Origin of the sequence: Streptomyces phaeolivaceus, from assembly GCF_009184865.1 — a bacterium.
Taxonomy (GTDB): domain Bacteria; phylum Actinomycetota; class Actinomycetes; order Streptomycetales; family Streptomycetaceae; genus Streptomyces; species Streptomyces phaeolivaceus.
On the sequence record NZ_CP045096.1, the window covers coordinates 2,206,319 to 2,229,467 of the forward strand.

Annotated in this window: 18 protein-coding genes; 7 read left to right on the forward strand and 11 right to left on the reverse strand. The window is 71.5% G+C overall.

Annotation, left to right across the window (positions count from 1 at the left end):
- Positions 1 to 71: 71 nt before the first annotated feature.
- The 3 genes from F9278_RS10410 to F9278_RS10420 form a co-directional block, all read right to left on the reverse strand.
- A complete protein-coding gene (locus F9278_RS10410) occupies positions 72 to 1,532 on the reverse strand; it encodes a glutamate synthase subunit beta (protein WP_152168058.1) in 1,461 nt (486 codons plus the stop codon).
- Complete coding sequence (gltB, locus tag F9278_RS10415; protein WP_152173783.1) at positions 1,525 to 6,138, reverse strand: glutamate synthase large subunit; 4,614 nt, start codon at positions 6,136 to 6,138, stop codon at positions 1,525 to 1,527. Before gltB ends, F9278_RS10410 begins: the two co-directional genes overlap by 8 nt.
- Before the next feature lie 382 nt (positions 6,139 to 6,520).
- A complete protein-coding gene (locus F9278_RS10420; RefSeq protein WP_152168059.1) occupies positions 6,521 to 7,249 on the reverse strand; it encodes a VIT1/CCC1 transporter family protein in 729 nt (242 codons plus the stop codon).
- 251 nt (positions 7,250 to 7,500) lie between these two features.
- Here F9278_RS10420 and F9278_RS10425 point away from each other — a divergent pair, with 251 nt between their 5' ends.
- The 7 genes from F9278_RS10425 (at position 7,501) to F9278_RS10455 (ending at position 16,365) form a co-directional block, all read left to right on the forward strand.
- Positions 7,501 to 8,607 carry an ADP-ribosylglycohydrolase family protein gene (locus F9278_RS10425; RefSeq protein ID WP_152168060.1) on the forward strand — a complete coding sequence of 369 codons (1,107 nt, stop codon included), beginning with the start codon at positions 7,501 to 7,503 and terminating at the stop codon, positions 8,605 to 8,607.
- Positions 8,604 to 10,121, forward strand: a complete 1,518-nt coding sequence (locus tag F9278_RS10430) for an ADP-ribosylglycohydrolase family protein (RefSeq protein ID WP_152168061.1) — start codon at positions 8,604 to 8,606, stop codon at positions 10,119 to 10,121. Before F9278_RS10425 ends, F9278_RS10430 begins: the two co-directional genes overlap by 4 nt.
- Before the next feature lie 29 nt (positions 10,122 to 10,150).
- A complete protein-coding gene (locus F9278_RS10435) occupies positions 10,151 to 11,317 on the forward strand; it encodes an ADP-ribosylglycohydrolase family protein (protein WP_152168062.1) in 1,167 nt (388 codons plus the stop codon).
- Positions 11,314 to 12,732 (forward strand): ADP-ribosylglycohydrolase family protein, encoded by a 1,419-nt coding sequence (locus tag F9278_RS10440; protein WP_152168063.1) that lies wholly within the window; start codon positions 11,314 to 11,316, stop codon positions 12,730 to 12,732. Before F9278_RS10435 ends, F9278_RS10440 begins: the two co-directional genes overlap by 4 nt.
- Complete coding sequence (locus F9278_RS10445) at positions 12,729 to 13,946, forward strand: CaiB/BaiF CoA transferase family protein (RefSeq protein WP_152168064.1); 1,218 nt, start codon at positions 12,729 to 12,731, stop codon at positions 13,944 to 13,946. Before F9278_RS10440 ends, F9278_RS10445 begins: the two co-directional genes overlap by 4 nt.
- Positions 13,943 to 14,803: an HpcH/HpaI aldolase/citrate lyase family protein gene (locus tag F9278_RS10450; RefSeq protein WP_152168065.1), complete on the forward strand. Its 861-nt coding sequence runs from the start codon at positions 13,943 to 13,945 to the stop codon at positions 14,801 to 14,803. The genes F9278_RS10445 and F9278_RS10450 overlap by 4 nt, the downstream gene beginning before the upstream one ends.
- Positions 14,804 to 15,048: 245 nt before the next feature.
- Complete coding sequence (locus F9278_RS10455; RefSeq protein ID WP_193241414.1) at positions 15,049 to 16,365, forward strand: IS4 family transposase; 1,317 nt, start codon at positions 15,049 to 15,051, stop codon at positions 16,363 to 16,365.
- A 138-nt stretch (positions 16,366 to 16,503) separates the two neighbouring features.
- On the opposite strand, the gene lgt is transcribed toward F9278_RS10455, so the two are convergent.
- From lgt to F9278_RS10495, 8 genes are all read right to left on the reverse strand, one after another.
- Positions 16,504 to 17,505 (reverse strand): prolipoprotein diacylglyceryl transferase, encoded by a 1,002-nt coding sequence (lgt, locus tag F9278_RS10460; protein ID WP_152168066.1) that lies wholly within the window; start codon positions 17,503 to 17,505, stop codon positions 16,504 to 16,506.
- Between the two features lie 137 nt (positions 17,506 to 17,642).
- A complete protein-coding gene (locus F9278_RS10465) occupies positions 17,643 to 18,416 on the reverse strand; it encodes a DsbA family protein (protein WP_193241424.1) in 774 nt (257 codons plus the stop codon).
- Between the two features lie 164 nt (positions 18,417 to 18,580).
- A complete protein-coding gene (gene trpA / locus F9278_RS10470; RefSeq protein WP_152168068.1) occupies positions 18,581 to 19,399 on the reverse strand; it encodes a tryptophan synthase subunit alpha in 819 nt (272 codons plus the stop codon).
- On the reverse strand, positions 19,396 to 20,685 hold the full coding sequence (gene trpB, locus F9278_RS10475) for a tryptophan synthase subunit beta (RefSeq protein ID WP_152168069.1): 1,290 nt from the start codon (positions 20,683 to 20,685) through the stop codon (positions 19,396 to 19,398). The genes trpA and trpB overlap by 4 nt, the downstream gene beginning before the upstream one ends.
- 304 nt (positions 20,686 to 20,989) lie before the next feature.
- Positions 20,990 to 21,328 (reverse strand): tryptophan biosynthesis modulator TrpM, encoded by a 339-nt coding sequence (trpM, locus tag F9278_RS48675; RefSeq protein ID WP_404818867.1) that lies wholly within the window; start codon positions 21,326 to 21,328, stop codon positions 20,990 to 20,992.
- 7 nt (positions 21,329 to 21,335) lie between these two features.
- Positions 21,336 to 22,145: an indole-3-glycerol phosphate synthase TrpC gene (gene trpC, locus F9278_RS10485; RefSeq protein ID WP_152168070.1), complete on the reverse strand. Its 810-nt coding sequence runs from the start codon at positions 22,143 to 22,145 to the stop codon at positions 21,336 to 21,338.
- Positions 22,146 to 22,334: 189 nt separating this feature from the next.
- Entirely contained in the window at positions 22,335 to 22,796 is a 462-nt protein-coding gene (locus F9278_RS10490) for a DUF2752 domain-containing protein (RefSeq protein WP_152168071.1), read from the reverse strand.
- Positions 22,797 to 22,869: 73 nt separating this feature from the next.
- The gene (locus F9278_RS10495) at positions 22,870 to 23,142 is read right to left on the reverse strand and encodes an HGxxPAAW family protein (RefSeq protein WP_152168072.1); all 273 of its coding nucleotides are present in this window, start codon (positions 23,140 to 23,142) and stop codon (positions 22,870 to 22,872) included.
- Positions 23,143 to 23,149: the final 7 nt, after the last annotated feature.

Sequence of the window (23,149 nt, forward strand, 5' to 3'; positions counted from 1 at the left end):
TGGGCGGGCGTCGTCCGTGTTCCGTACGCCTTTGTACGGGACGTCTGTCGACCCGGTGGGGCGGAGGTGGGTCAGACCATCAGTGAGCGGTCCGTGGGCCTGATCGGCGCCGGGAGTTCGCTCGTCCCCGTCAGGAAGCGGTCGCAGCCCTGGGCCGCAGAGCGGCCCTCGGCGATCGCCCAGACGATGAGGGACTGGCCGCGGCCCGCGTCACCGGCGACGAAGACGCCCGGCACGTTGGTGTGGAAGTCGGCGTCGCGGGCGATGTTGCCGCGCTCGTCGAGGTCCAGGCCGAACTGGTCGACCAGGCCGTTCTCTCGGTCGGTGCCGGTGAAGCCCATCGCCAGCGTGACCAGCTGGGCGGGGATCCTGCGCTCCGTGCCCGGCTTCGGCGTCAGCCTGCCGTCGATGAACTCGACCTCGCTGAGGTGCAGGAACTGGACGTTGCCGTCCTCGTCGCCCTCGAAGTGGGTGGTGGAGACGGAGTAGACCCGCTCGCCGCCCTCCTCGTGCGCGGAGGTCACCTTGTAGAGCATGGGGAAGGTCGGCCACGGCTGGTTCGGGGCACGGTCCTCGCCCGGCTGCGGCATGATCTCCAGCTGTGTCACGGAGGCCGCGCCCTGGCGGTGGGCGGTGCCCACGCAGTCCGCGCCCGTGTCGCCGCCGCCGATGACCACGACGTGCTTGCCCTCGGCCGTGATGGGGGGCGCCACGAAGTCGCCCTCCTGCACCTTGTTGGCCAACGGCAGGTACTCCATGGCCTGGTGGATGCCGTTCAGCTCGCGCCCGGGGACCGGGAGGTCACGGGCGGTGGTGGCGCCCGCCGCGATCACGACCGCGTCGTACCGCTTCTTCAGGTCCGTCGCCTTGAGGTCGCGGCCGATCTCGATGCCCGTACGGAAGCGGGTGCCCTCCGCGCGCATCTGCTCGATACGGCGGTTGATGTGCCGCTTCTCCATCTTGAACTCGGGGATGCCGTAGCGCAGCAGACCGCCGATGCGGTCGGCGCGCTCGTACACGGCGACCGTGTGACCGGCCCGCGTCAGCTGCTGGGCGGCGGCGAGTCCCGCCGGGCCCGAGCCGATGACCGCGACCGTCTTGCCGGAGAGGCGCTCCGGGGCCTGGGGCGCGACATCGCCGCTGTCCCACGCCTTGTCGATGATCGAGACCTCGACGTTCTTGATGGTGACGGCCGGCTGGTTGATGCCGAGCACACACGCCGACTCGCAGGGAGCGGGGCACAGCCGGCCCGTGAACTCCGGGAAGTTGTTCGTGGCGTGCAGCCGCTCGGACGCGGCGGCCCAGTCCTCGCGGTAGGCGTAGTCGTTCCACTCGGGGATCAGGTTCCCGAGCGGACAGCCGTTGTGGCAGAACGGGATGCCGCAGTCCATGCAGCGCGACGCCTGCTTGCTGATGATCGGCAGCAGGGAGCCGGGGACGTAGACCTCGTTCCAGTCCTTCAGCCGTACGTCGACGGGGCGGGACTTGGCGACCTCGCGCCCGTGGTTGAGGAAGCCCTTCGGGTCAGCCATTGATCGCCGCCTCCATCATCTTCTCGGTGATCTCGGTCTCGGAGAGACCGGCCTGCTCGGCGGCGGCCTTGGCGGCGAGCACTGCCTTGTACGTGCTGGGGATGATCTTGCTGAAGCGGGCCACGGCCGTCGGCCAGTCGGCGAGCAGCTTCTCGGCGACCGTGGAGCCGGTCTCCTCGGCGTGGCGGCGCACCACGTCGTGCAGCCACTGCTTGTCGTCCTCGGACAGGGCCTCGACGGCGCCCACATTGCCGACGTTGACGTTGTCGCGGTCCAGGTCGACGACGTACGCGATGCCGCCGGACATACCGGCCGCGAAGTTGCGGCCCGTCTCGCCGAGGACGACCGCGTGACCGCCGGTCATGTACTCGCAGCCGTGGTCGCCCACGCCCTCGGACACCACCAGGGCGCCGGAGTTGCGGACACAGAACCGCTCACCCGTACGACCGCGGAGGAACAGCTCGCCGCCGGTCGCGCCGTAGGCGATGGTGTTGCCCGCGATGGTCGAGAACTCGGCGAGGTGGTCGGCGCCCCGGTCGGGGCGGACGATCACCCGGCCGCCGGAGAGGCCCTTGCCGACGTAGTCGTTGGCGTCGCCCTCCAGGCGCAGCGTGACACCGCGCGGGAGGAAGGCGCCGAAGGACTGGCCCGCCGAGCCGGTGAAGGTGATGTCGATGGTGTCGTCGGGCAGACCGGCCCCGCCGAACTTCTTGGTCACCTCGTGGCCGAGCATCGTGCCGACCGTGCGGTTGATGTTGCGGACCTTGATCTGGGCGCGGACCGGCTGGGCGTCGGTGGCGTCCGAGGCGGCCAGCGCGTCGGCGGCGAGCTTGATCAGCTCGTTGTCGAGCGCCTTCTCCAGACCGTGGTCCTGCTCGATGATCCGGTGGCGCACCGCGCCCTCGGGCAGCTCGGGCACGTGGAACAGCGGCTCCAGGTCCAGGCCCTGTGCCTTCCAGTGGTCGATCGCGCGGGCCACGTCGAGGGTCTCGGCGTGGCCGACGGCCTCCTCGATGGAGCGGAAGCCCAGCTCGGCGAGGATCTCGCGGACCTCCTCGGCGATGAACTCGAAGAAGTTCACGACGTACTCGGCCTTGCCCGCGAACCGGTCGCGGAGCTCCGGGTTCTGCGTGGCGATGCCGACCGGACAGGTGTCCAGGTGGCAGACGCGCATCATGACGCAGCCGGAGACGACCAGCGGCGCGGTCGCGAAACCGAACTCCTCGGCGCCGAGCAGCGCGGCGATGACGACGTCACGGCCGGTCTTCAGCTGGCCGTCGGTCTGGACGACGATGCGGTCGCGCAGGCCGTTGAGCAGCAGTGTCTGCTGGGTCTCGGCGAGGCCCAGCTCCCAGGGACCGCCGGCGTGCTTCAGCGACGTCAGCGGCGAGGCGCCCGTACCGCCGTCGTGGCCGGAGATGAGGACGACGTCCGCGTGCGCCTTGGACACACCCGCGGCGACCGTGCCGACACCGACCTCCGAGACCAGCTTCACGTGGATCCGCGCCTGCGGGTTCGCGTTCTTCAGGTCGTGGATCAGCTGGGCGAGGTCCTCGATGGAGTAGATGTCGTGGTGCGGCGGCGGGGAGATCAGGCCCACGCCCGGCGTCGAGTGACGCGTCTTGGCGACCCACGGGTACACCTTGTGGCCGGGCAGCTGACCGCCCTCACCGGGCTTGGCGCCCTGGGCCATCTTGATCTGGATGTCGTCCGCGTTGACGAGGTACTCGCTCGTCACACCGAAGCGACCGGAGGCGACCTGCTTGATCGACGAACGGCGCGCCGGGTCGTACAGGCGGTCCGGGTCCTCGCCGCCCTCACCGGTGTTGGACTTGCCGCCCAACTGGTTCATGGCGATGGCGAGCGTCTCGTGCGCCTCCTTGGAGATGGAGCCGTACGACATGGCGCCGGTCGAGAACCGCTTGACGATCTCGGTGGCCGGTTCGACCTCGTCGATCGAGATCGGCGCACGCCCGGCCACGCCCTCCTTGAAGCCGAACAGGCCGCGCAGCGTCATCAGCCGCTCGGACTGCTCGTTCACGCGGTCCGTGTACTTCTTGAAGATGTCGTAGCGGCGCGTCCGGGTCGAGTGCTGGAGGCGGAAGACCGTCTCCGGGTCGAACAGGTGCGGCTCGCCCTCGCGGCGCCACTGGTACTCGCCGCCTATCTCCAGGGCGCGGTGGGCCGGCGCGATGCCGCTGGCCGGGTACGCCTTGGCGTGGCGGGCGGCGACCTCCTTGGCGATGACGTCGATGCCGACGCCGCCGATCTTGGTGGCCGTGCCGATGAAGTACTTCGCGACGAACTCGTCCGCGAGGCCGACGGCCTCGAAGACCTGGGCGCCCCGGTAGGAGGCGACCGTGGAGATGCCCATCTTGGACATGACCTTGAGGACGCCCTTGCCGAGGGCGTAGATCAGGTTGCGGATGGCCTGCTCGGACTCGATGTCGGAGAGGAAGGTCCCGGCGCGGACGAGGTCCTCGACGGTCTCCATCGCCAGGTACGGGTTGACGGCGGCGGCGCCGAACCCGATGAGCAGGGCGACGTGGTGGACCTCGCGGACGTCACCGGCCTCGACCAGCAGGCCCACATGGGTGCGCTGCTTGGTGCGGATGAGGTGGTGGTGGACGGCGGCGGTGAGCAGCAGCGAGGGGATCGGCGCGTGCTCGGCGTCCGAGTGGCGGTCGGAGAGGACGATCAGCCGGGCGCCGTTGCCGATGGCGGCGTCGGCCTCGGCGCAGATCTCCTCGATGCGCGCGGCGAGGGAGTCGCCGCCGCCGGAGACCCGGTAGAGACCGGAGAGGGTGGCCGCCTTCATGCCGGGCATGTCGCCGTCGGCGTTGATGTGGATGAGCTTGGCCAGCTCGTCGTTGTCGATCACCGGGAACGGCAGGGTGACGCTGCGGCAGGACGCGGCGGTCGGCTCGAGCAGGTTGCCCTGCGGGCCGAGGGAGCTGCGCAGCGAGGTGACCAGCTCTTCGCGGATCGCGTCCAGCGGCGGGTTGGTGACCTGCGCGAACAGCTGGGTGAAGTAGTCGAAGAGCAGCCGCGGACGGGCGGACAGCGCGGCGATCGGCGAGTCGGTGCCCATCGAACCGAGCGGCTCGCCGCCGGTCTTGGCCATCGGCGCGAGGATGACGCGCAGCTCTTCCTCGGTGTAGCCGAAGGTCTGCTGGCGGCGGGTGACCGAGGCGTGGGTGTGCACGATGTGCTCGCGCTCGGGCAGGTCGGAGAGCTCGATCTCCCCGGCCTCCAGCCACTCGGCGTACGGCTGCTCGGCGGCGAGACCGGCCTTGATCTCGTCGTCCTCGATGATGCGGTGCTCGACGGTGTCGACGAGGAACATCTTGCCGGGCTGCAGGCGGCCCTTGCGGACGACCTTGGCGGGGTCGATGTCGAGGACGCCGACCTCGGAGCCGAGGACGACGAGGCCGTCGTCGGTGACCCAGTAGCGGCCGGGGCGGAGGCCGTTGCGGTCGAGGACCGCGCCGACCTGCTTGCCGTCGGTGAAGGTGACACAGGCCGGGCCGTCCCAGGGCTCCATCATCGTGGAGTGGAACTGGTAGAAGGCGCGGCGGGCGGGCTCCATGGAGTCGTGGTTCTCCCACGCCTCCGGGATCATCATCAGCACGGAGTGCGGCAGGGAGCGTCCGCCGAGGTGGAGCAGTTCGAGGACCTCGTCGAAGGACGCCGAGTCGGAGGCGTCCGGCGTACAGATCGGGAAGATCCGGTCCAGCGTCTCCTGACCGCCGAAGAGGTCGGAGGTCAGCTGGGACTCGCGGGCGACCATCCAGTTGCGGTTGCCCTTGACCGTGTTGATCTCGCCGTTGTGCGCGACGAAGCGGTACGGGTGGGCGAGCGGCCACGACGGGAAGGTGTTGGTGGAGAACCGGGAGTGCACGAGCGCGATCGCGGAGGCGAAGCGGCGGTCGGACAGGTCCGGGAAGAAGGGCTCCAGCTGGCCGGTGGTCAGCATGCCCTTGTAGACGATCGTCCGCGCGGACAGCGAGGGGAAGTAGACGTCGACCTCGCGTTCGGCGCGCTTGCGCAGCACGAAGCTCTTGCGGTCGAGGTCGATGCCCGTGGCGGGCACCGGGCCGCCGTCGGCGACGAAGACCTGGTGGAAGGAGGGCATCGTCGAGCGGGCGGTGGCGCCGAGCAGCTCGGGGGCGACGGGCACCTCGCGCCAGCCGAGGACGGTCAGGCCCTCCTCGGCGGCGATGGCCTCGATACGGGCGACGGCGTCCTCGGTGCCCTCGTCGGGCAGGAAGCCGATTCCGACGGCGTACGAGCCGGCCTCGGGGAGCTCGAATCCGGCCACCTCACGGAAGAACGCGTCGGGGACCTGCGAGAGAATGCCGGCTCCGTCCCCCGAATCGGGTTCCGAGCCGGTCGCGCCGCGATGCTCCAGGTTGCGAAGAACCGTGAGCGCCTGCTCGACCAGCGCATGGCTCGCCTCGCCGGTGAGGGTGGCCACGAAGCCGACACCGCAGGCGTCGTGCTCGTTGCGGGGGTCGTACATACCCTGCGCAGCAGGGCGAGCATCCATGAAGGACCACTTCTGGCCATTCGCGGAGTGCTGGGACGGCTGGCGCGGCGTACGCATCGGCTCTCCCGTCGTCGTCATCTGGCATATGCGATTGCCGAGGGACGACGCTGGCCCTCTGCGTTAAAGTGCAAAATTTCGTGCAGGTTACATGATGGAACGATTCTCGGGAACCGAATACTTCGTCCCAACATGCGGACGCCACGGGCGCGGAGGGGTGTGCGCTCGGCGGCGTGATCAAGAGGTACTCAAAGGGGGCCGACCGGACAGATCGATGTCGGTCGACCGAGGGGGCGCAGGGGGCGCCGTCGCCCACTACTTCAGGTGCTGTGCAGGCGTCGTTGCCTGCGGCGCTTACGGCTCATGCCCAGCGGTTAAGCATTCGAAACCGCGTAGTAACGACTACTTATACGGTCCCGCGTATACGTAGCCATCCGATCCATCATACGGCCGCGCCGAACAGGCTGCCCAGGGCGTACGTCACACCCGCCGCGGCGCCCCCGAGAGTCAGTTGCCGCAGCCCGCCGAACCACCAGCTTCTGGCCGTCACCCCGGCCACCACCGCCCCGCACCCGAAGAGCCCCAGGAGCGTCACCAGCACGGCGGGCCACAGCGCTCCCGCGCCGAGCAGAAACGGCAGTACGGGCAGCAGGGCGCCCAGCGCGAAGGCGCCGAAGCTCGACACGGCGGCGACGGCCGGCGAGGGCAGGTCGCCCGGGTCGACACCCAGCTCCTCCCGGGCGTGGATCTCCAGCGCCTGCTCGGGATCGCGCGACAACTGCCTCGCCACCTCCCGCGCGAGCCCGGCCTCGACCCCGCGGCTCTCGTAGAGCGCTGCCAGCTCCTTCTCCTCGTCGCGGGGATGCTTGCGCAACTCACGCCGCTCGACGTCGAGTTCGGCCTCGACGAGTTCGCGCTGCGAGGCCACGGAGGTGTATTCGCCGGCGGCCATGGAGAAGGCCCCGGCGGCGAGCCCCGCGAGTCCGGCGACGACGACCGCCTCCCGGCCGGCCGATCCGCCCGCGACACCGGTCATCAGCGCCAGATTGGACACGAGCCCGTCCATCGCCCCGAACACGGCGGGCCGCAGCCGCCCCCCGTTCACATCCCGGTGGGTGTGGTTGTCACGGTGCGCCTCGTGCGGTGCGGCTGCGGTGTCGATGATCGCCATACATCGAACGTACGCTCGGAAAATCGCTCCCGCCAGCAAGGAAGGCCGTACTTACCCGCGTTGGCGATTGTTCGAGAAACCCTTGCCGCTCATTCGTACATGACCCTGCACAGATGTCGACCGGGTGATACGTGAGCGTTCCCGCGCCGGTGAGGCGGCCGATGTGGGAGAGATCTTCACAGAGAAATCTTCAGAGCGGATCAACTGCCCACGGGCCCAGAGAGCCGCCCACGGGCCAGAGAGGCGACCGTATGCCTTCCATCGCCTGCACTCCCCCCGTCCCGGCACCGGGGGACGCCGCCGATCTCCGCGAACGGGCACGCGGGGCCATGCTCGGACTCGCCGTCGGGGACGCGCTGGGGGCGCCCGCCGAGAACATGAAGCCCTCCGAGATCCGCGCGCGCTGGGGGCGCATCACGGGGTACGTGGCCGAGCACCCGTCGGGCACGGACGACACCGAGTACGCCATCTTCTCCGGGCTGCTGCTGGCCCGGCACGGATCGGCGCTCACGGTCACCCATGTGGAGACGGCCTGGCACCAGTGGATCGCGGACCGGGACGAGGGCCCGTTCCGGGGCGCCGGTTTCAGTGAACGCGGCACCCTGGAGAACCTCCGCCGGGGCCTCGCCGCGCCGATCTCCGCCCAGCACCGGCACGCCTGGAGCGACGGACTGGCCATGCGCGCGGCCCCCTTCGGCGTCTTCGCGGCGGGCCGCCCGGCGGAGGCGGCCCGGCTGGTCGCCGTCGACGGCTCGGTCAGCCACGACGGCGAGGGCATCTACGGCGGCCAGGCGGTCGCGGCGGGAGTGGCGGCGGCGATGGCGGGGGCGCCGACGATCGCGGTGGTCGCCTCGGCCCTGGCGGTGATCCCCGACGACTCCTGGACGGCCCGCTCCCTGCGTCGCGCCGTCGCGGTGGCCCACCGCGGCGAACGCGCGGTCCGCTCCGCCGTCGTCATCGGCGGCTACCCCTGGACCGACCTCGCCCCCGAGGCCGTCGCCCTCGCCTTCGGCGCCTACGCGGCGGCCGACGGTGACTTCACCGAGTCGGTGCTGACGGCGGTGAACATGGGCCGCGACGCCGACACGACCGCCGCGGTCGCCGGCGCGCTGGCCGGCGCGACCCGGGGCGTACGCGCGATCCCGCCCGAGTGGACCACCGCCATCGGCCCGGCGAGAGGCAGCTGCCTCCCCTCCATGGCCGGCCACCACGTCCTGGACGTGGCCGAACTCCTGGTACCCGGCGAAGGCGGCAAATGGGCCACCACCACGACCCCCCTCCACCACGAGGACCGGCCCACCCCACCCCCGACCGCCTTCACCCTGGCCCCGGCCCCCACATCGGAGACCCCGTCATGACCCCACCGACCCCGTGGGAGGAGACCACCCCTCTCACCACACCCGGCGGCCCCGAACCCACGACGCCCACGACGCCGACGGAGCCGACGGAGCCGACGGAGCCGACGGATGCCGAACGGACGGTCACGGCGAAGCCGACGGTTGCGGGACGGACGGCCACGGCGAAGCCGACGGTTGCGGGACGGACGGCCACGGCGAAGCCGACGGTTACCGGACAGACGATCGTGGCGAAGCCGACCGCTACCGGACAGACGATCGTGGCGAAGCCGGTCGCCCTCCGACCCGTGGCCGCCGACGGCGAGGACGCCCCACTGGGGCCACCCGCACTCGACGACGAAACCCGCACGGGCGGTGCGGGTGGGAAACCAAGCCTGGCCGAAGGCGAAGCCGAGGCCGGCGCCCCCCGCCCCCCGGAGGGCACCCGCATCGAGGGCCTCCTGCTCGGCCTAGCCGCAGGCGACGCCGCCGGCTGGCCCGCCGCCCGCCACCGAGCCGCCCGTATGCCGGAGTGGACCCGCCGCCTCACCCGCGAACTCGACACCTTCGCCGAACAGAACGCGACGACCACCCTCCCCGTCCCCATCGCCCTCAACCAGCCCCCCGAGCCCCTCCGCCTCGGCCCCTCCGACGACGCGGAATGGGCGGCCTTCGCCGCGGAGGCCCTCCTGCGCGCGACCGACACCGCCGCCCTCGGCGACCTCAGCCTGGAACGCCGCACCCGCGCCTCGATCGACCTCTCCTGGAACGCCGTCGCCAGCGAGATCGCCGCCGCCGCGGAACGCGCCCCCGAGGTCGAGTCCGCCGTACTCCCCCTGCGCGCCCGTATCTCCGTACGCGCCGGCCTGGGCAACCTCGCCACCGGTCTGCGCCCACCCGCCACCGGCCACGACAACCCCCACTACTTCGACGACGCGGCCTGCGTCCGCGCCTGCGTCCTGGCGGTCGCGCACCCGGGCGACCCCCGCCGCGCCGCCGACCTCGCCGAGTTCGACGCCCGCTACACCCAGGACGGCGACGGCGTGCACGGCGCACGCGCGATGGCCGCCGCGCTCGCGCTGGCGCTCGTCGGCGCGGACGTCGACGACTGCACGGCGGCGGCCCTCGCCGAACTCCCCGCCGGGACGGAGATCGGCCGCAACGCCCGCCACGCCCTGGACCTCGCACACCGCCACAAAAGAGAAGGAACATTCGCTCTGGTCCCGCTCCTGGAGCACCAGATCGTCGACCACGTCTACAGCTACGGCATCGCCGCCGCCGAGACCGTCCCCGTGGCCCTCGCCCTGGCCACCGCCGCCCGGGGCCGGATCGCCGAGGCCGTTCCCGCCGCCGCCTGCCTCTCCCGGGTCGCCGACTCCGCGCCCGCCCTCGCCGGCGCCCTGACCGGCGCGCTCGGCGGCGCCGCCGCCATCCCCGACACCTGGCGGGAGGCCTGCCGCACCCTGTCCGGCTGCGCCCTCCCCCGCCTCACCGGCACCGATCTCGTACACCTCGCCGAACATCTGGCGAACACATAACCTCACACCATCCCGCACGTTATCGGGGCATGACGCCCACATCGGAAACAGTGCCGGAAACCACCCTCGCCGAACGCATCACCGGCGCCCTGGTGGGCGCGGCCGTCGGAGACGCCCTCGGTGGCCCGGTCGAGGGCTACACCCCGGAGCAGATCCTCGAACGCCACGGCGGCCGTGTCCACGGCATCGTCGGCCCCTGGAACGGCGACGACTGGCGCACCGCCCGCCCCATCGCCCCGTACCACAAGGGCGACGGCCACGTCACCGACGACACCTTGATGACCCACGCGCTGGTCCGGGTGTACGACCGGGTACGCGACCATCTCGACGCCTACTCCGTCGCCGAGCACCTGGTGCCGGACATGATGACGACCCCGCGCTGGATCCCCGAGCTGGAGGCGGAGGCCCTCCCCCTCCAACGGGTCTTCCTCGCCGAGAAATGGCTCGTCGCCCGCATCCACTACGGCCACATCGACCCCCGCGAGGCCGGCACCGGAAACATCGTCAACTGCGGCGCCGCGATGTACATGGCCCCCGTCGGCCTGGTCAACGCGGCCGATCCGCGCGGCGCGTACGCCGAGGCGCTCGATGTCGCGGGCGCGCATCAGTCGTCGTACGGCAGGGAGGCGGCGGGCGTGTTCGCGGCGGCGGTCGCGGCGGCGTGCACGCCGGGCGCGACGGCGGAGTCGGTGGTCGAGGCCGGCCTCGCCGTGGCCAAGGACGGCACCCGCGCGGCGATCGAGGCGGTGTGCGAAGCGGCGGGCCGTCATACGGACTTCGAGTCGGCGCTACGGCCGCTGCGCGAGGCTATCGCCCCGTTCGACACGGTCGGCCCGGACTACCGCGCCCCCTCCCTGGGCGCCCGCCGTCCCTCCCGGCTCCACGCGATCGAGGAACTCCCGGTGGCCCTGGGCATGTTGCTGGTGGCCCGCGGCGACTACCGCCACGCGGTGCTCGGTTCGGTGAACTACGGCCGTGACTGCGACTCGATCGCCACGATGTCCGGCGCCCTCGCCGGCGCCCTGGGCTCGGAGATCCCGTCCGACTGGGCCAAGACGGTGGCGGAGGCGAGCCGACTGGACCTGCACGCACCGGCCACGACGCTGACAGAGGTCGCCCGCCGGATCCACACCCGGGACGTACAGCGCCGCCGCGCCCACGAGGCCGCCTTCGCCGCTCTGGCCTCCCTCCGGTGACCCCCCTGCGTCTCACCTGGGTCCAGCCGGAGGACCTCCTCGGCCATGAACTCCACCAGGCCCGCCAGGACGGCCGGGAACCCGCGGCCGTCGCCGCCCGCTGGCACGCGGCGGGCGGCCCCCCGGCCCCCCTCCGCGCCGGCGCCTCCCCCCACCCCGCCTCCCGCTACCTGCGCCAACTCGCCGAAGACCTCCTCGACGAACTGGCAGACCTACCAAGCGCGTTGACGGAACACGAACCAACGGACCTGGCCAGGATCAAGGCCCGGTGCCCGAACTGGCCGACGCCCGCTCATTCTGCGCCCACCCGTGCCACCCCAGCCACATACGTCCGCCGCCTGGAATCCGCCTGGCTCGGCCGAGCCGCAGGCTGTCTCCTGGGCAAACCCGTCGAGAAGCTCCCCCTCCCCGCCATCCGCCAACTCGCCGCGGTCACCAGCAACTGGCCCCTCACGACCTGGTTCACCGCCCGAGGCGTCCCGCAGGACCTCCTGACCGCCCACCCCTGGAACCGCCGCTCGGCCCCCACCTCCCTCGCCGAGAACATCGACGGCATGCCCGAGGACGACGACCTCAACTACCCCCTCCTCAACCTCCTCCTGCTGTCCCGCCACGGCCGCGACTTCACCACCACGGACGTGGCGACCCTCTGGCTGGACGAACTCCCCGCGGGCCGCACCTTCACCGCCGAACGCGTCGCCTACCGCAACCTGCTCACCGGCATCGACCCACCCCACACCGCCCGCCACCGCAACCCGTTCCGCGAATGGATCGGCGCCCTGATCCGCGCGGACGTCCACGGCTGGACCAACCCGGGCGACCCGGCCGCCGCCGCCGAACAGGCCCACCGCGACGCCACCCTCACCCACACCGCGAACGGCGTGTACGCGGCGATGTTCGTCGCGGCCACCATCGCGGAAGCAGCCGCAGCCCCGGAGCACGGGACCGATGCCGGCACCGGCACCGGCACCCACGACATCCACCACTGCCTGCGCACCGGCCTGACGGTCGTCCCCCCGAACTCCCGCCTGGCCAAGGCGATCACCCACGCCCTCCGACTCGCCACCGGACACCGCGACTTCGACACGGTCGTCGACGCCCTCCACTCCGTCTACGCCGACCACCACTGGGTCCACGCCATCCCCAACACGGCCCTGCTCACCGCCGCCCTCACCCACGCGGACGGCGACTTCACGGCCTCCATCTGCCGTGCGGTGTCCGGCGGTTGGGACACCGACTCCAACGGCGCGACGGCGGGCAGCATCGCGGGCCTGCTGACCGGTTCCCCGGACGCGCTGCCCGACCGCTGGACGGCCCCCCTCAAGAACCGCCTGGCCACCTCGATCGCCGACTTCAACGGCGTCGGCTTCGACACCCTGGCCCACCTCACCCTCCGGGAGACCCCGCACCCATGACGCAGGCGCCACCCACGCCCCAGGCGTACGACCCCCCGCTCCGTCACCTCCGCGTCCTCGACCTCGCCACCCTGTTCGCCGGCCCCCTCGCCGCCACGATGCTCGGCGACTTCGGCGCGGAGGTCATCAAGGTCGAGCACCCCACGAAGCCGGATCCGTCACGGGGCCACGGCCCGTCGAAGGACGGCGTGGGCCTGTGGTGGAAGCTGCTGGGCCGCAACAAGCGCACCCTGACGCTGAACCTCTCCACCCCCGGCGGCCGGGACACCCTCCTCCGCCTCGCCGCCACCGCCGATGTGATCATCGAGAACTTCCGCCCCGGCACCCTGGAGAAGTGGGGCCTGGGCTGGAAGGAGCTGTCGGCGGCCAATCCGCGCCTGGTCCTGGCCCGCGTCACCGGCTTCGGCCAGTTCGGCCCGTACGCGCACCGCCCCGGCTTCGGCACGCTCGCCGAGGCGATGAGCGGCTTCGCCGCGATCACCGGCGAGCCGGACGCCCCACCGGTCCTGCCCCCGTTCGGCCTGGCCGACTCGATCGCGGGCCTGGCCACGGCGTACGCGGTGATGACGGCACTCGCCGCGCGTGACCGCACCGGCGAGGGGCAGACGGTCGACATGGCGATCATCGAGCCGATCCTCACCGTCCTCGGCCCCCAGCCCCTCTGGTACGACCAGCTCGGCCACGTCCAGCCCCGTACGGGCAACCGCTCCGCCAACAACGCGCCCCGCAACACCTATCGCACGGCTGACGGCTCCTGGGTGGCGGTCTCCACCTCCGCCCAGTCGATCGCGGAACGGGTGATGCGCCTGGTCGGACGGCCCGAGCTGATCGACGAGCCCTGGTTCGGCTCGGGAGCGGAGCGGGCCCGGCACGCGGACGTCCTCGACGAGGCGGTCGGCGCGTGGATCGCCCGCCACACCCGGGAGGAGGTCATCGAGGTGTTCGAGAAGGCGGAGGCGGCGGTGGCCCCCATCCAGGACGTACGCGAGGTGATGACCGACCCGCAGTACCGCGCCCTGGACACGATCACCACCGTCGACGACCCCGACCTCGGCCCCCTGCGGATGCAGAACGTGCTCTTCCGGCTCTCCGCGACCCCCGGCGCGATCCGCTGGGCGGGCCGTGCGCACGGTGCCGACACGGACGCGATCCTCGCCGAACTGGGCCTGTCCGAACCGGACATCGCCACCCTCCGCCAGGAGGGCGCCCTGTGACCCCGCGGCCGACGGCGCCTCCTCCCCTGACCTGGCTGTACGCCCCCGGAGATCGCCCGGAGGTGGTCGCCAAGGCTCTGTCCTCGGGCGCGGACGTGGTGATCGTGGACCTGGAGGACGCGGTCGCGCCCGACCGCAAGGCCTACGCCCGCGCGGCCACCGCCGAGCTTCTCTCGGCCCCGCCGCCCGTCCCGGTCCATGTCCGGGTGAACGCCCTGGACACCCCGGAGGCGGAGCAGGACCTCAGGACCCTCTCCCCGCTGCCCGGTCTGACGGCCCTCCGGCTCCCGAAGGTCACCTCCCCCGCCGAGGTCGCGAAGGTCGCGGAGCGCACCGCGCCGGCGGAGGGCGGGGCGATCCCGCTGTACGCCCTCCTCGAATCGGCGCTGGGTGTGGAACGGGCGTACGACATCGCCGGCGCGCATCCCGCTCTGCGGGGCATCGCCCTGGGTGAGGCGGACCTCCGGGCGGATCTGGCCCTGGCCGCCGGGCAGGACCGGGCCCTGGACTGGTCCCGCTCCCGGGTGGTCGTCGCGGCACGGGCGGCGGGGCTTCCCTCACCGGCGCAGTCGATCTACCCGGACACGAAGGATCTGGACGGTCTGGCGTCCTCCTGCGCCCATGGTCGTGGCCTCGGCTTCTTCGGGCGTGCCGCGCTCCATCCGCGACAGCTCCCGGTGATCGAACGCGCCTACACCCCCACCCACGAGGAGGTGGAATCGGCCGAGCAGACCCTTGAGGCCGCCGCCACCGACCCCGGCGCCCAGGCGCTTCCCGATGGGCGCTTCATCGACGCCGCCGTCGTCGCCGCGGCCCACAGAACCCTGACCCTCGCCAACCGCCCCGCCAAGCGCTGATCGCCCCTTCGACCAGGCCCTGCGGGCCTGAGAAGCAAGGGGCGCAGCCCCCGCTTTTCAGGCAAGGCCGTGAAGTTAGGGCTTTGGGAGCGTTGGCAAGTGCGCTCTGGTTCTATGGCTTCTTGGAACGTGGGAAGCGGAGCCCCGGTAGAACTGGCAGTCGACCAAGACAGCCGTTCACAGGACCGGAGGCTCCGCTGTCCGATCAGTGTGTCATCACGCGGGAAATCACGGTAGCCAAGGGCGTGTTCGCCCCGGGGCATCTGGGGGAACTCACCCGGATCATCCCGTTCGAGATGGTCGATGCGGTCCTTGCCGAGACCGGTGCTGTCCAGCAACGGCTGCGGAAGATTCCCGCCCGGGTGGTGGTCTACCTGCTGCTGGCCGCGGCCCTGTTCGAGGACTGCGGCTACCTGGCCGTCTGGCGCAGGCTCACCGCCGCGCTGGAGACGATACCGGTCGTGAAGATCACCGGCGCGGGGCTCTGGGACGCCCGCAGGCGTCTGGGCGTGCGGCCCATGCGGGCCCTGTTCGATCTGCTGCGCGGGCCGGCCACGGTGATCCGCACCCGCGGCGCCCGCTTCAAGGGCCTGCTGGCCGTTGCGATCGACGGCACCTACCTCGACGTTCCCGACAGCCCGCCGCACCGGGCCCGTCTGGGCAAGGGGTCCAACCGGTTCGGAACTGCCGGCTACCCGCAGATCTGCCTGACCGCGCTGGTGGCCTGTGGCACCCGGGCGATCCTGGATGCCGCCTTCGGACCGCGCTCCCAGGGAGAGACCGGACACGGCAGGCGGCTCATGCGCTCCCTGCACGCCGGAATGATCGTCCTGCTGGACCGGGGCTTTTCGGGCAACGCGTTCCTGACAGCCGTCGCCGCCACCGAAGCCTCCTTCCTCGCACGCATCACTGCCACCCGCAAACCTCCCGTCCTGGCCCGCTTCGGCGACGGCTCCCACCTCTCCCGCTTCGGCGCCCTCGAGGTCCGCATCATCGAATGCGAGATCACCGTCACCACCAGCCAGGGCCGCCGCACCGGGCTCTACCGGCTGGCCACCAACCTCCTGGACCACCACCGCTACCCGGCATCCGACCTGGTCAGTCTGTATCACGAGCGGTGGGAAGTGGAGTCCGCCTACTTCGCGATCAAGAAAACGATGCTGGGCCGGCGGGTCCTGCGCTCCACCACTCCGCCCGGCATCGCCCAGGAGGTCTACGCCCTGCTGAGCGCCTACCAGGCCCTGCGGATCGCTATCGCCGACGCCACAGGGGCCACACCCGGAACAGACCCGGACCGGGCCAGCTTCAGCGTTGCCCTGCGATGCGCCCGCGACCAGATCGTCCAGGCCGCGGGCATCATCGCCGGCACCACGATCGACCTCGTCGGGACGATCGGCCGAACCGTCCTGGAACACCTCATGCCCGCCCGCCGCCTCCGCATCAGCCCCCGCGCAGTGAAACGACCCCTGTCCCGATACGCCTACAAAAGCCTCAATATCGACCGACGCACCTACACAGCCACCCTCAGCATCAACATCTTGACGCCGACGATCAGCCCATAACTTCACGGCCTTGGCTTTTCAGGGGCGCGGGGAACTGCGCGAGAAGCCCCACCGGACCCGCATCCGACAACGCACCCCACCACCCCGGAACGCGAAAACCCACCCGCCCGGAAAGGGCAGGTGGGTCGCGAAACATCGTCAGCTCTTCTCCACGGACTCGGCCTTCTTCTCGCCCCCGGAGCCAGAGGCCTCCGCCTCCGCCGAAGACTCCGCCTCCGCCGAAGACTCCACCACCTCCGAGGACTCCATGGCCTCCGAGCCGTCGTCATCCTTCGGCGCGCTCTCGCCGTCCTTCGCCGCACCCTCGCCCCCGTCACCGTCGGAGACACCCGGCTCGACGATCTCTTCCCGCCCCGGCCGCTTCCGCGCCGACAGGACGATGTAGATCACGGCGAGGACGAAGACGAAGATCGCGGTCCAGTTGTTGAGGCGCATCCCGAGGATGTGGTGGGCCTCGTCGACCCGCATGTACTCGATCCAGAACCGCCCCGCGCAGTACGCGGCGACGTACAGCGCGAACGCCCGCCCGTGCCCGAGCTTGAAGCGCCGGTCGGCCCAGATGACGAGGACCGCGACACCGATGCACCACAGCGACTCGTAGAGGAACGTCGGGTGGTACGTCCCCGGCAGCCGCCCGTCCGTGGAGGACGTGATCTCCACGGCCCACGGCAGATCCGTCGGCTTGCCGTACAGCTCCTGGTTGAACCAGTTGCCCCAGCGCCCGATCGCCTGCGCCAGCGCGATACCGGGGGCGACGGCGTCGGCGTACGCGGGCAGCGGGATACCCCGCCGACGGCAGCCGATCCACGCGCCCACCGCGCCGAGCGCGATCGCGCCCCAGATGCCGAGTCCGCCCTCCCAGACCTTGAAGGCGTCGACCCAGTCACGGCCCTCGCTGAAGTACAGCTCGTAGTCCGTGATCACGTGGTAGAGGCGCCCGCCGATCAGACCGAAGGGCACGGCCCAGACGGCGATGTCGGCGACCGTACCGGCCTGTCCGCCCCGTGCGACCCAGCGTTTGTTGCCGAGCCAGACGGCTACGAAGACACCGATGATGATGCAGAAGGCGTAGCCGCGCAGCGGGACGGGACCGAGGTACAGCACCCCGCGCGACGGGCTGGGAATGTAGGCAAGTTCCATGGCAGGGTCGACGCTACCCTGCCGGGCCCGGCCGACGACGGGCGGCCCGGCAACGGGTCCATAACGCCGTACCACTACTTCCCCGACGCCCCACGGGCCCCCGTGGCCACTCGCCTCACACGCAACTCACCTCCGGCTCACCCCGCGGCCCTCGCCTCCACCATCTGCTTCAGCTTGGCGGGGGTCATGGACTGGTCCGCGTAGATGTTGGTGCCGTTGAGGAAGACGCTCGGGGTGCCGGAGAAGCCGCCCTTCTGGAAGGCCTCGTTCGACTTCGCGACCCAGCTGTTGTGCGTGCCGTCCTCGACACAGGTGCGGAACGCGGCGGTGTCCAGCCCGTCCACCTTCTTCGCCAGGTCGAGGAGTCTGCTCTCGTCGGCGAAGGCGTCGTCCGTCTCGGGCGGCTGGTTCTGGTAGAGCACGTCGTGGTACGCGGGGAACTTGCCCTCGTTCTGTGCGCACGCGGCGGCGTTGGCGGCCTTGCGGGAGCCGCTGCCGCCCATGTTCCCGTCGATCAGGGTGGCGAGGTGGTACTCGACCTTCAGCTTTCCGGCCTCGGTCAGCTCGTGGATCGTCGCGCGGTAGGCGTCCTCGAAGGACTTGCAGGCCGGGCAGCGGAAGTCCTCCCACACGGAGAGGGTCGACTTGGCTCCGGCGTCCCCGACGGGGATCGCGAGGCTGTCCTCGCCGTTGGCCCCCGAGGGCGCGACGACCGGGCCGGCGGTGTCGGCGTCGTCCTTGCCCGCGTTCGCCGCCACGACGCCGATCACGGCGGCCAGTCCCAGTGCGCCCAGCACCGAGGCGCCCACGATCAGTGCCCGACGGCGCTTCTCGGCGGCCTTCTGCTTCTCGCGCTCCTCCGCCAGCCGTTCCCGGGCGGTGCGCTTTCCCTCACGGTTCTTCTCGCTCACATCCCGCAGAACGAACCGGGGAGGCGCACCGCGCCTCCCCGGTCCCACTTCCACCCGTTCGAGTGAGCGGATTGCCCGTTACGTCCAGCCATCCCGTACGAATAACGGGTGAACGTCACGAGCCCCCTCGGCGTGCCGGATGACCCGCCCGCCCACGTACCTGCTCACGCGCCCCGGCGCACGCCCTTCGCGAGGTCGCCCGCCAGCTCCCGTACGGCGTCCAGACCGGCCGCCTCGTCCGGCGCGTCCAGCATCCGCTTCACGAACGCGGACCCGACGATCACCCCGTCGGCGAACCCGGCGACCTCGGCCGCCTGCTCGGCGTCGGAGACCCCGAGCCCGACGCAGACCGGCAGGCCGGAGCCGGTGGCCCGGGTGCGCTCCACCAGGTCCTGGGCCTGTGCGCCCACCGACTCACGGGTGCCGGTGACGCCCATCAGCGAGGCGGCGTAGACGAAGCCGCTGCCCGCCGCGGTGATCTCGGCGAGCCGGGCGTCCTTGCTGCTGGGCGCGACCACGAAGACCGTGCCGAGGCCGTGCTTCTCCGCGTGCTCCCTCCACAGCGCCGACTCCTGCACGGGCAGGTCGGGCAGGATGCAGCCCGCGCCGCCCGCCGCCGCCAGTTCGGCCGTGAAGCGCTCGACGCCGTAGCGGTCGATGGGGTTCCAGTACGTCATGACGAGGACGGGCTTCCCGGTGGCCTCGAAGGCCTCCCGCACCGTCCGCATCACGTCCGCGATCTTGACGCCGCCGCGCAGGGCGATGTCGTCGGCGGTCTGGATGACGGGCCCGTCGAGGACCGGGTCGCTGTGCGGCAGCCCGACCTCGACGACATCGGCGCCGCCCTCGAAGACGGCCTTGATCGCGGCGATACCGCCGTCGACGGTCGGGAACCCGGCCGGGAGATAGGCGATCAGCGCGGACCGCCCCTCCGCCCTGGCGGCGGCGAGGGTGTCGCTCAACAGCTGGATGTTGCCGCTCACTTGGCGTCCCCCTCGATCTCCGCGAGATCGGCCGCGTCGGCGGCGACCTCGGCGTCGGCGCCGCTCTCGTACAGGCCGAAGTAGCGCGCGGCGGTGTCCATGTCCTTGTCGCCACGCCCGGACAGGTTGACGACGATCAGCCCGTCCTCGCCCAGCTCCCTGCCGACCTCCAGGGCGCCGGCGAGCGCGTGGGCGCTCTCGATCGCCGGGATGATGCCCTCGGTGCGCGACAGCAGCCGCAGCGCCCGCATGGCCGCGTCGTCGGTGACCGCGCGGTACTCGCCGCGCCCGCTGTCCTTGAGGTAGGCGTGCTCGGGGCCGATGCCCGGGTAGTCGAGGCCCGCCGAGATCGAGTAGGGCTCGGTGATCTGGCCCTCCTCGTCCTGGAGGACGTACGACCGCGAGCCGTGCAGGATGCCCGGCTCACCGGCGGTCAGCGTCGCCGCGTGCTCACCGGTCTCGATGCCGTGCCCGGCCGGTTCGCAGCCGATGAGGCGTACGTCGGCGTCCGGGATGAAGGCGTGGAAGAGGCCGATGGCGTTGGAGCCACCGCCCACACAGGCGACGGCGGCGTCGGGGAGGCGCCCGGCGCGTTCGAGGATCTGGCGTCGTGCCTCGACCCCGATCACGCGGTGGAAGTCGCGGACCATGGCGGGGAAGGGGTGGGGTCCGGCGACGGTCCCGAACAGGTAGTGGGTGCGGTCGACGTTGGCGACCCAGTCCCGGAACGCCTCGTTGATGGCGTCCTTGAGGGTCCGGGAGCCGGACTTCACGGCGACGACCTCGGCGCCCAGCATCCGCATCCGGGCGACGTTCAGGGCCTGCCGCTGGGTGTCGATCTCGCCCATGTAGATCGTGCAGTCGAGGCCGAAGAGGGCACAGGCCGTGGCGGTGGCGACGCCGTGCTGACCGGCTCCCGTCTCGGCGATGACCCGGGTCTTGCCCATGCGCCTGGTGAGCAGGGCCTGCCCCAGCACATTGTTGATCTTGTGCGACCCGGTGTGGTTCAGGTCCTCGCGCTTGAGGAACACCCGCGCGCCACCGGCGTGCTCGGCGAACCGGGGCACCTCCGTGAGCGAGCTGGGCCGCCCGGTGTAGTTGACGAGCAGATCGTCGAGCTCCCGCGCGAACTCCGGGTCGTGCTTCGCCTTGTCGTACTCCACGGCGACCTCGTCCACGGCGGCGACCAGCGCCTCCGGGATGAACTTGCCGCCGAACGCGCCGAAATACCCCTCGGCGCTGGGGACCTGACCCTCGGGGTCGGGAATGAAGAACTCACTGGACATGCGACTACCTCGCAGGGGCGTGGCCCCGTCGTCGATCGGACTATGACTCACAGCGATCACGTGCGCACACCGCCCTTGAGGCCGGCTCGGGAGACCTGCCGTTCCACGGCTCGGCGTCAGCTGTGGCTCGGCGTCAGCTGTGGCCTGGCATCAGCCGTGGCGCGGCGTCAGCCACGGCCTCGCTTCGACCCCGGCCCGGCGGCCCCCACCACCCGGCTTCGCCCACCGCCGAACCGACGGTCGTCGGCGCTCTCACCGACGACCGGGGACAGCGCATCCGGCGGTCACGGAAGGAGGCGGCGGCTCAGCTGCCCGCAGGGCGTGCGCGCGTACGGGACCGGGGCCATCGCATGCCGTTCACCTGACCCGGCTCGTCACCGATGACATAGCGGACCCGGCGCCCGTGGACCCGGCGGGCCGGCGCCCGGCAGCCACGGGGACGGCACCCGCGCGCGAGGCGGGCGTAGGGGTCCCGGGGAGTCATGGTGATCGAGAACATCAGGGCACAGCCTACCGGTCCCGCATCACCCGTGCGGGCGACATCGGGGGTGGTCCACGAGAGGCCGACCGGCGGCGATCCGCACCCCACCGCCCCGGCCGGGGCGCACCCCGGACGGCCGGCGGTGAAGGCGTGGTCGGTCATGGCCGGGTCAGTTCCGCCCGTGCCGCAGCGCCGGGTGCTCGCCCGCGGCGACGAGGTCGGCGACGGCCGTCTTGGGGTCCTTGCCGGTGACAAGGGACTCGCCCACGAGGACCGCGTCGGCGCCGGCGTTGGCGTAGGCGATGAGGTCGTGCGGGCCCCGGACACCGGACTCGGCGATCTTGACGATGGAGTCGGGGATCTCGGGGGCGACCCGCTCGAACGTGGTGCGGTCGACCTCGAGGGTCTTGAGGTTGCGGGCGTTGACCCCGATCACCCGGGCACCGGCGTCCACCGCGCGTTCGACCTCGTCCTCGTCGTGGACCTCGACGAGCGGGGTGAGCCCGATGGACTCGGCGCGCTCGATCAGCGACTCCAGCGCCGGCTGGTCGAGGGCCGCGACGATCAGCAGGGCGACGTCGGCGCCGTACGCCCGCGCCTCCCACAGCTGGTACGAGGTGACGATGAAGTCCTTGCGCAGAACGGGGATGTCCACGCGCGCGCGGACGGCCTCCAGGTCGGCGAGGGAGCCGCCGAAGCGGCGCTGTTCGGTGAGGACGGAGATGATCGCCGCACCGCCCGCCTCGTAGTCGGCCGCGAGACCGGCCGGGTCGGCGATCGCGGCGAGCGCGCCCTTGGAGGGGCTGGAGCGCTTCACCTCGCAGATCACCTTGACGCCGTCGCCGCGCAGCGCGGCCGCGCCGTCCTTGGCCGCCGGAGCCTTCGCCGCGCGCTCCTTGAGCTCGTCGAGGCTGACGCGCGCCTGCCGCTCCGCGAGGTCGGCACGGACTCCGTCGATGATCTCGTCGAGCACACTCACGCGAGCGGTCCCCTTTCAGACGGTGAAACGATAGAAACGGCAAAAATCGGTGACAACGTTTGACGGTCATGTATTGACAGTCGAGCGGTTCTCGGTGTTCAGGCGGTTCACTGTGATGGTATCCGCAGGACGGCGTGGGCCTCGCATCCGGTTGACGGCGGTCCCACTACCTGGACGTTCACCATTTGATCAAGGATGCAGCCAGCCACCGAACGGCGAGTTCCGGACAACCGTGAAGACCAGCGCCAACGCGCCCAGCGACCAGATCTGCACGGGTCCGAGCCGGAGCCGCAGGGGCCGGCCGCGCGCCACATGGACCACCCAAACGGTCCACAGCACCGCGAAGCCCAGGAAGCCCGCCACGGCCAGCGCGTTGTCGGTGAGGGCGGTCGCGATGTCCCCGTGCGCGAAGGCGTGCGCGCTGCGCAGTCCGCCGCAGCCGGGGCAGTAGAGGCCGGTGAAGCGCCACAGCGGGCAGACCGGATAGTGGCCGGGTTCGTTCGGGTCCACGGCCGCGACATACGCGAAGGCCCCGCCGACGGCCGCGAGCACCCCGGCGGGCACCCACAGGCGGGCGCGCGAGGGCCGCACGGTCGGGGGTGCGGGCGCGGTCGGCTGAGTCTCGTGGGTCTCGGCGTTCACACACCGCATTCTGCCCCGCGCGGGCCGTACACGCGCACGAGGGACGGCCCGGTGGTGTGCCGGGCCGTCCCTCGTGCGGACGTCAGCTCTTGGCGCCGGCCGGCTCGGGGGTCGCCGTCGCCTGCGCGCGGACCGTCGCCGTCTCGTACACGGCGTGCGCGTCCTTCGGCATGCCCAGGCCCATGGACCTCATGACCAAGCCGACGACGCCGCCGAGGACGACGATGACCATGCCGGCCCAGAATCCCAGCGGCTGGGCCATCACCATGTAGGCGCCCGAGACGCAGAAACCGATGAAGGCGATGGTGACGCCGGTCCAGGCGGCCGGGGTGTGACCGTGGCTGCTGCCCGCCATGACTTGC

Excerpts from the sequence above, each read along its gene's own strand:
- trpM (WP_404818867.1), bottom strand. The coding sequence starts at position 21,328 with ATGACCGACCACGCCTTCACCGCCGGCCGTCCGGGGTGCGCCCCGGCC.
- F9278_RS10410 (WP_152168058.1), bottom strand. The coding sequence starts at position 1,532 with ATGGCTGACCCGAAGGGCTTCCTCAACCACGGGCGCGAGGTCGCCAAG.
- F9278_RS10420 (WP_152168059.1), bottom strand. The coding sequence starts at position 7,249 with ATGGCGATCATCGACACCGCAGCCGCACCGCACGAGGCGCACCGTGAC.
- gltB (WP_152173783.1), bottom strand. The coding sequence starts at position 6,138 with ATGCGTACGCCGCGCCAGCCGTCCCAGCACTCCGCGAATGGCCAGAAG.
- F9278_RS10430 (WP_152168061.1), top strand. The coding sequence starts at position 8,604 with ATGACCCCACCGACCCCGTGGGAGGAGACCACCCCTCTCACCACACCC.
- F9278_RS10490 (WP_152168071.1), bottom strand. The coding sequence starts at position 22,796 with ATGCGGTGTGTGAACGCCGAGACCCACGAGACTCAGCCGACCGCGCCC.
- F9278_RS10425 (WP_152168060.1), top strand. The coding sequence starts at position 7,501 with ATGCCTTCCATCGCCTGCACTCCCCCCGTCCCGGCACCGGGGGACGCC.
- trpB (WP_152168069.1), bottom strand. The coding sequence starts at position 20,685 with ATGTCCAGTGAGTTCTTCATTCCCGACCCCGAGGGTCAGGTCCCCAGC.
- F9278_RS10445 (WP_152168064.1), top strand. The coding sequence starts at position 12,729 with ATGACGCAGGCGCCACCCACGCCCCAGGCGTACGACCCCCCGCTCCGT.
- lgt (WP_152168066.1), bottom strand. The coding sequence starts at position 17,505 with ATGGAACTTGCCTACATTCCCAGCCCGTCGCGCGGGGTGCTGTACCTC.
- F9278_RS10435 (WP_152168062.1), top strand. The coding sequence starts at position 10,151 with ATGACGCCCACATCGGAAACAGTGCCGGAAACCACCCTCGCCGAACGC.
- F9278_RS10495 (WP_152168072.1), bottom strand. The coding sequence starts at position 23,142 with ATGGCGGGCAGCAGCCACGGTCACACCCCGGCCGCCTGGACCGGCGTC.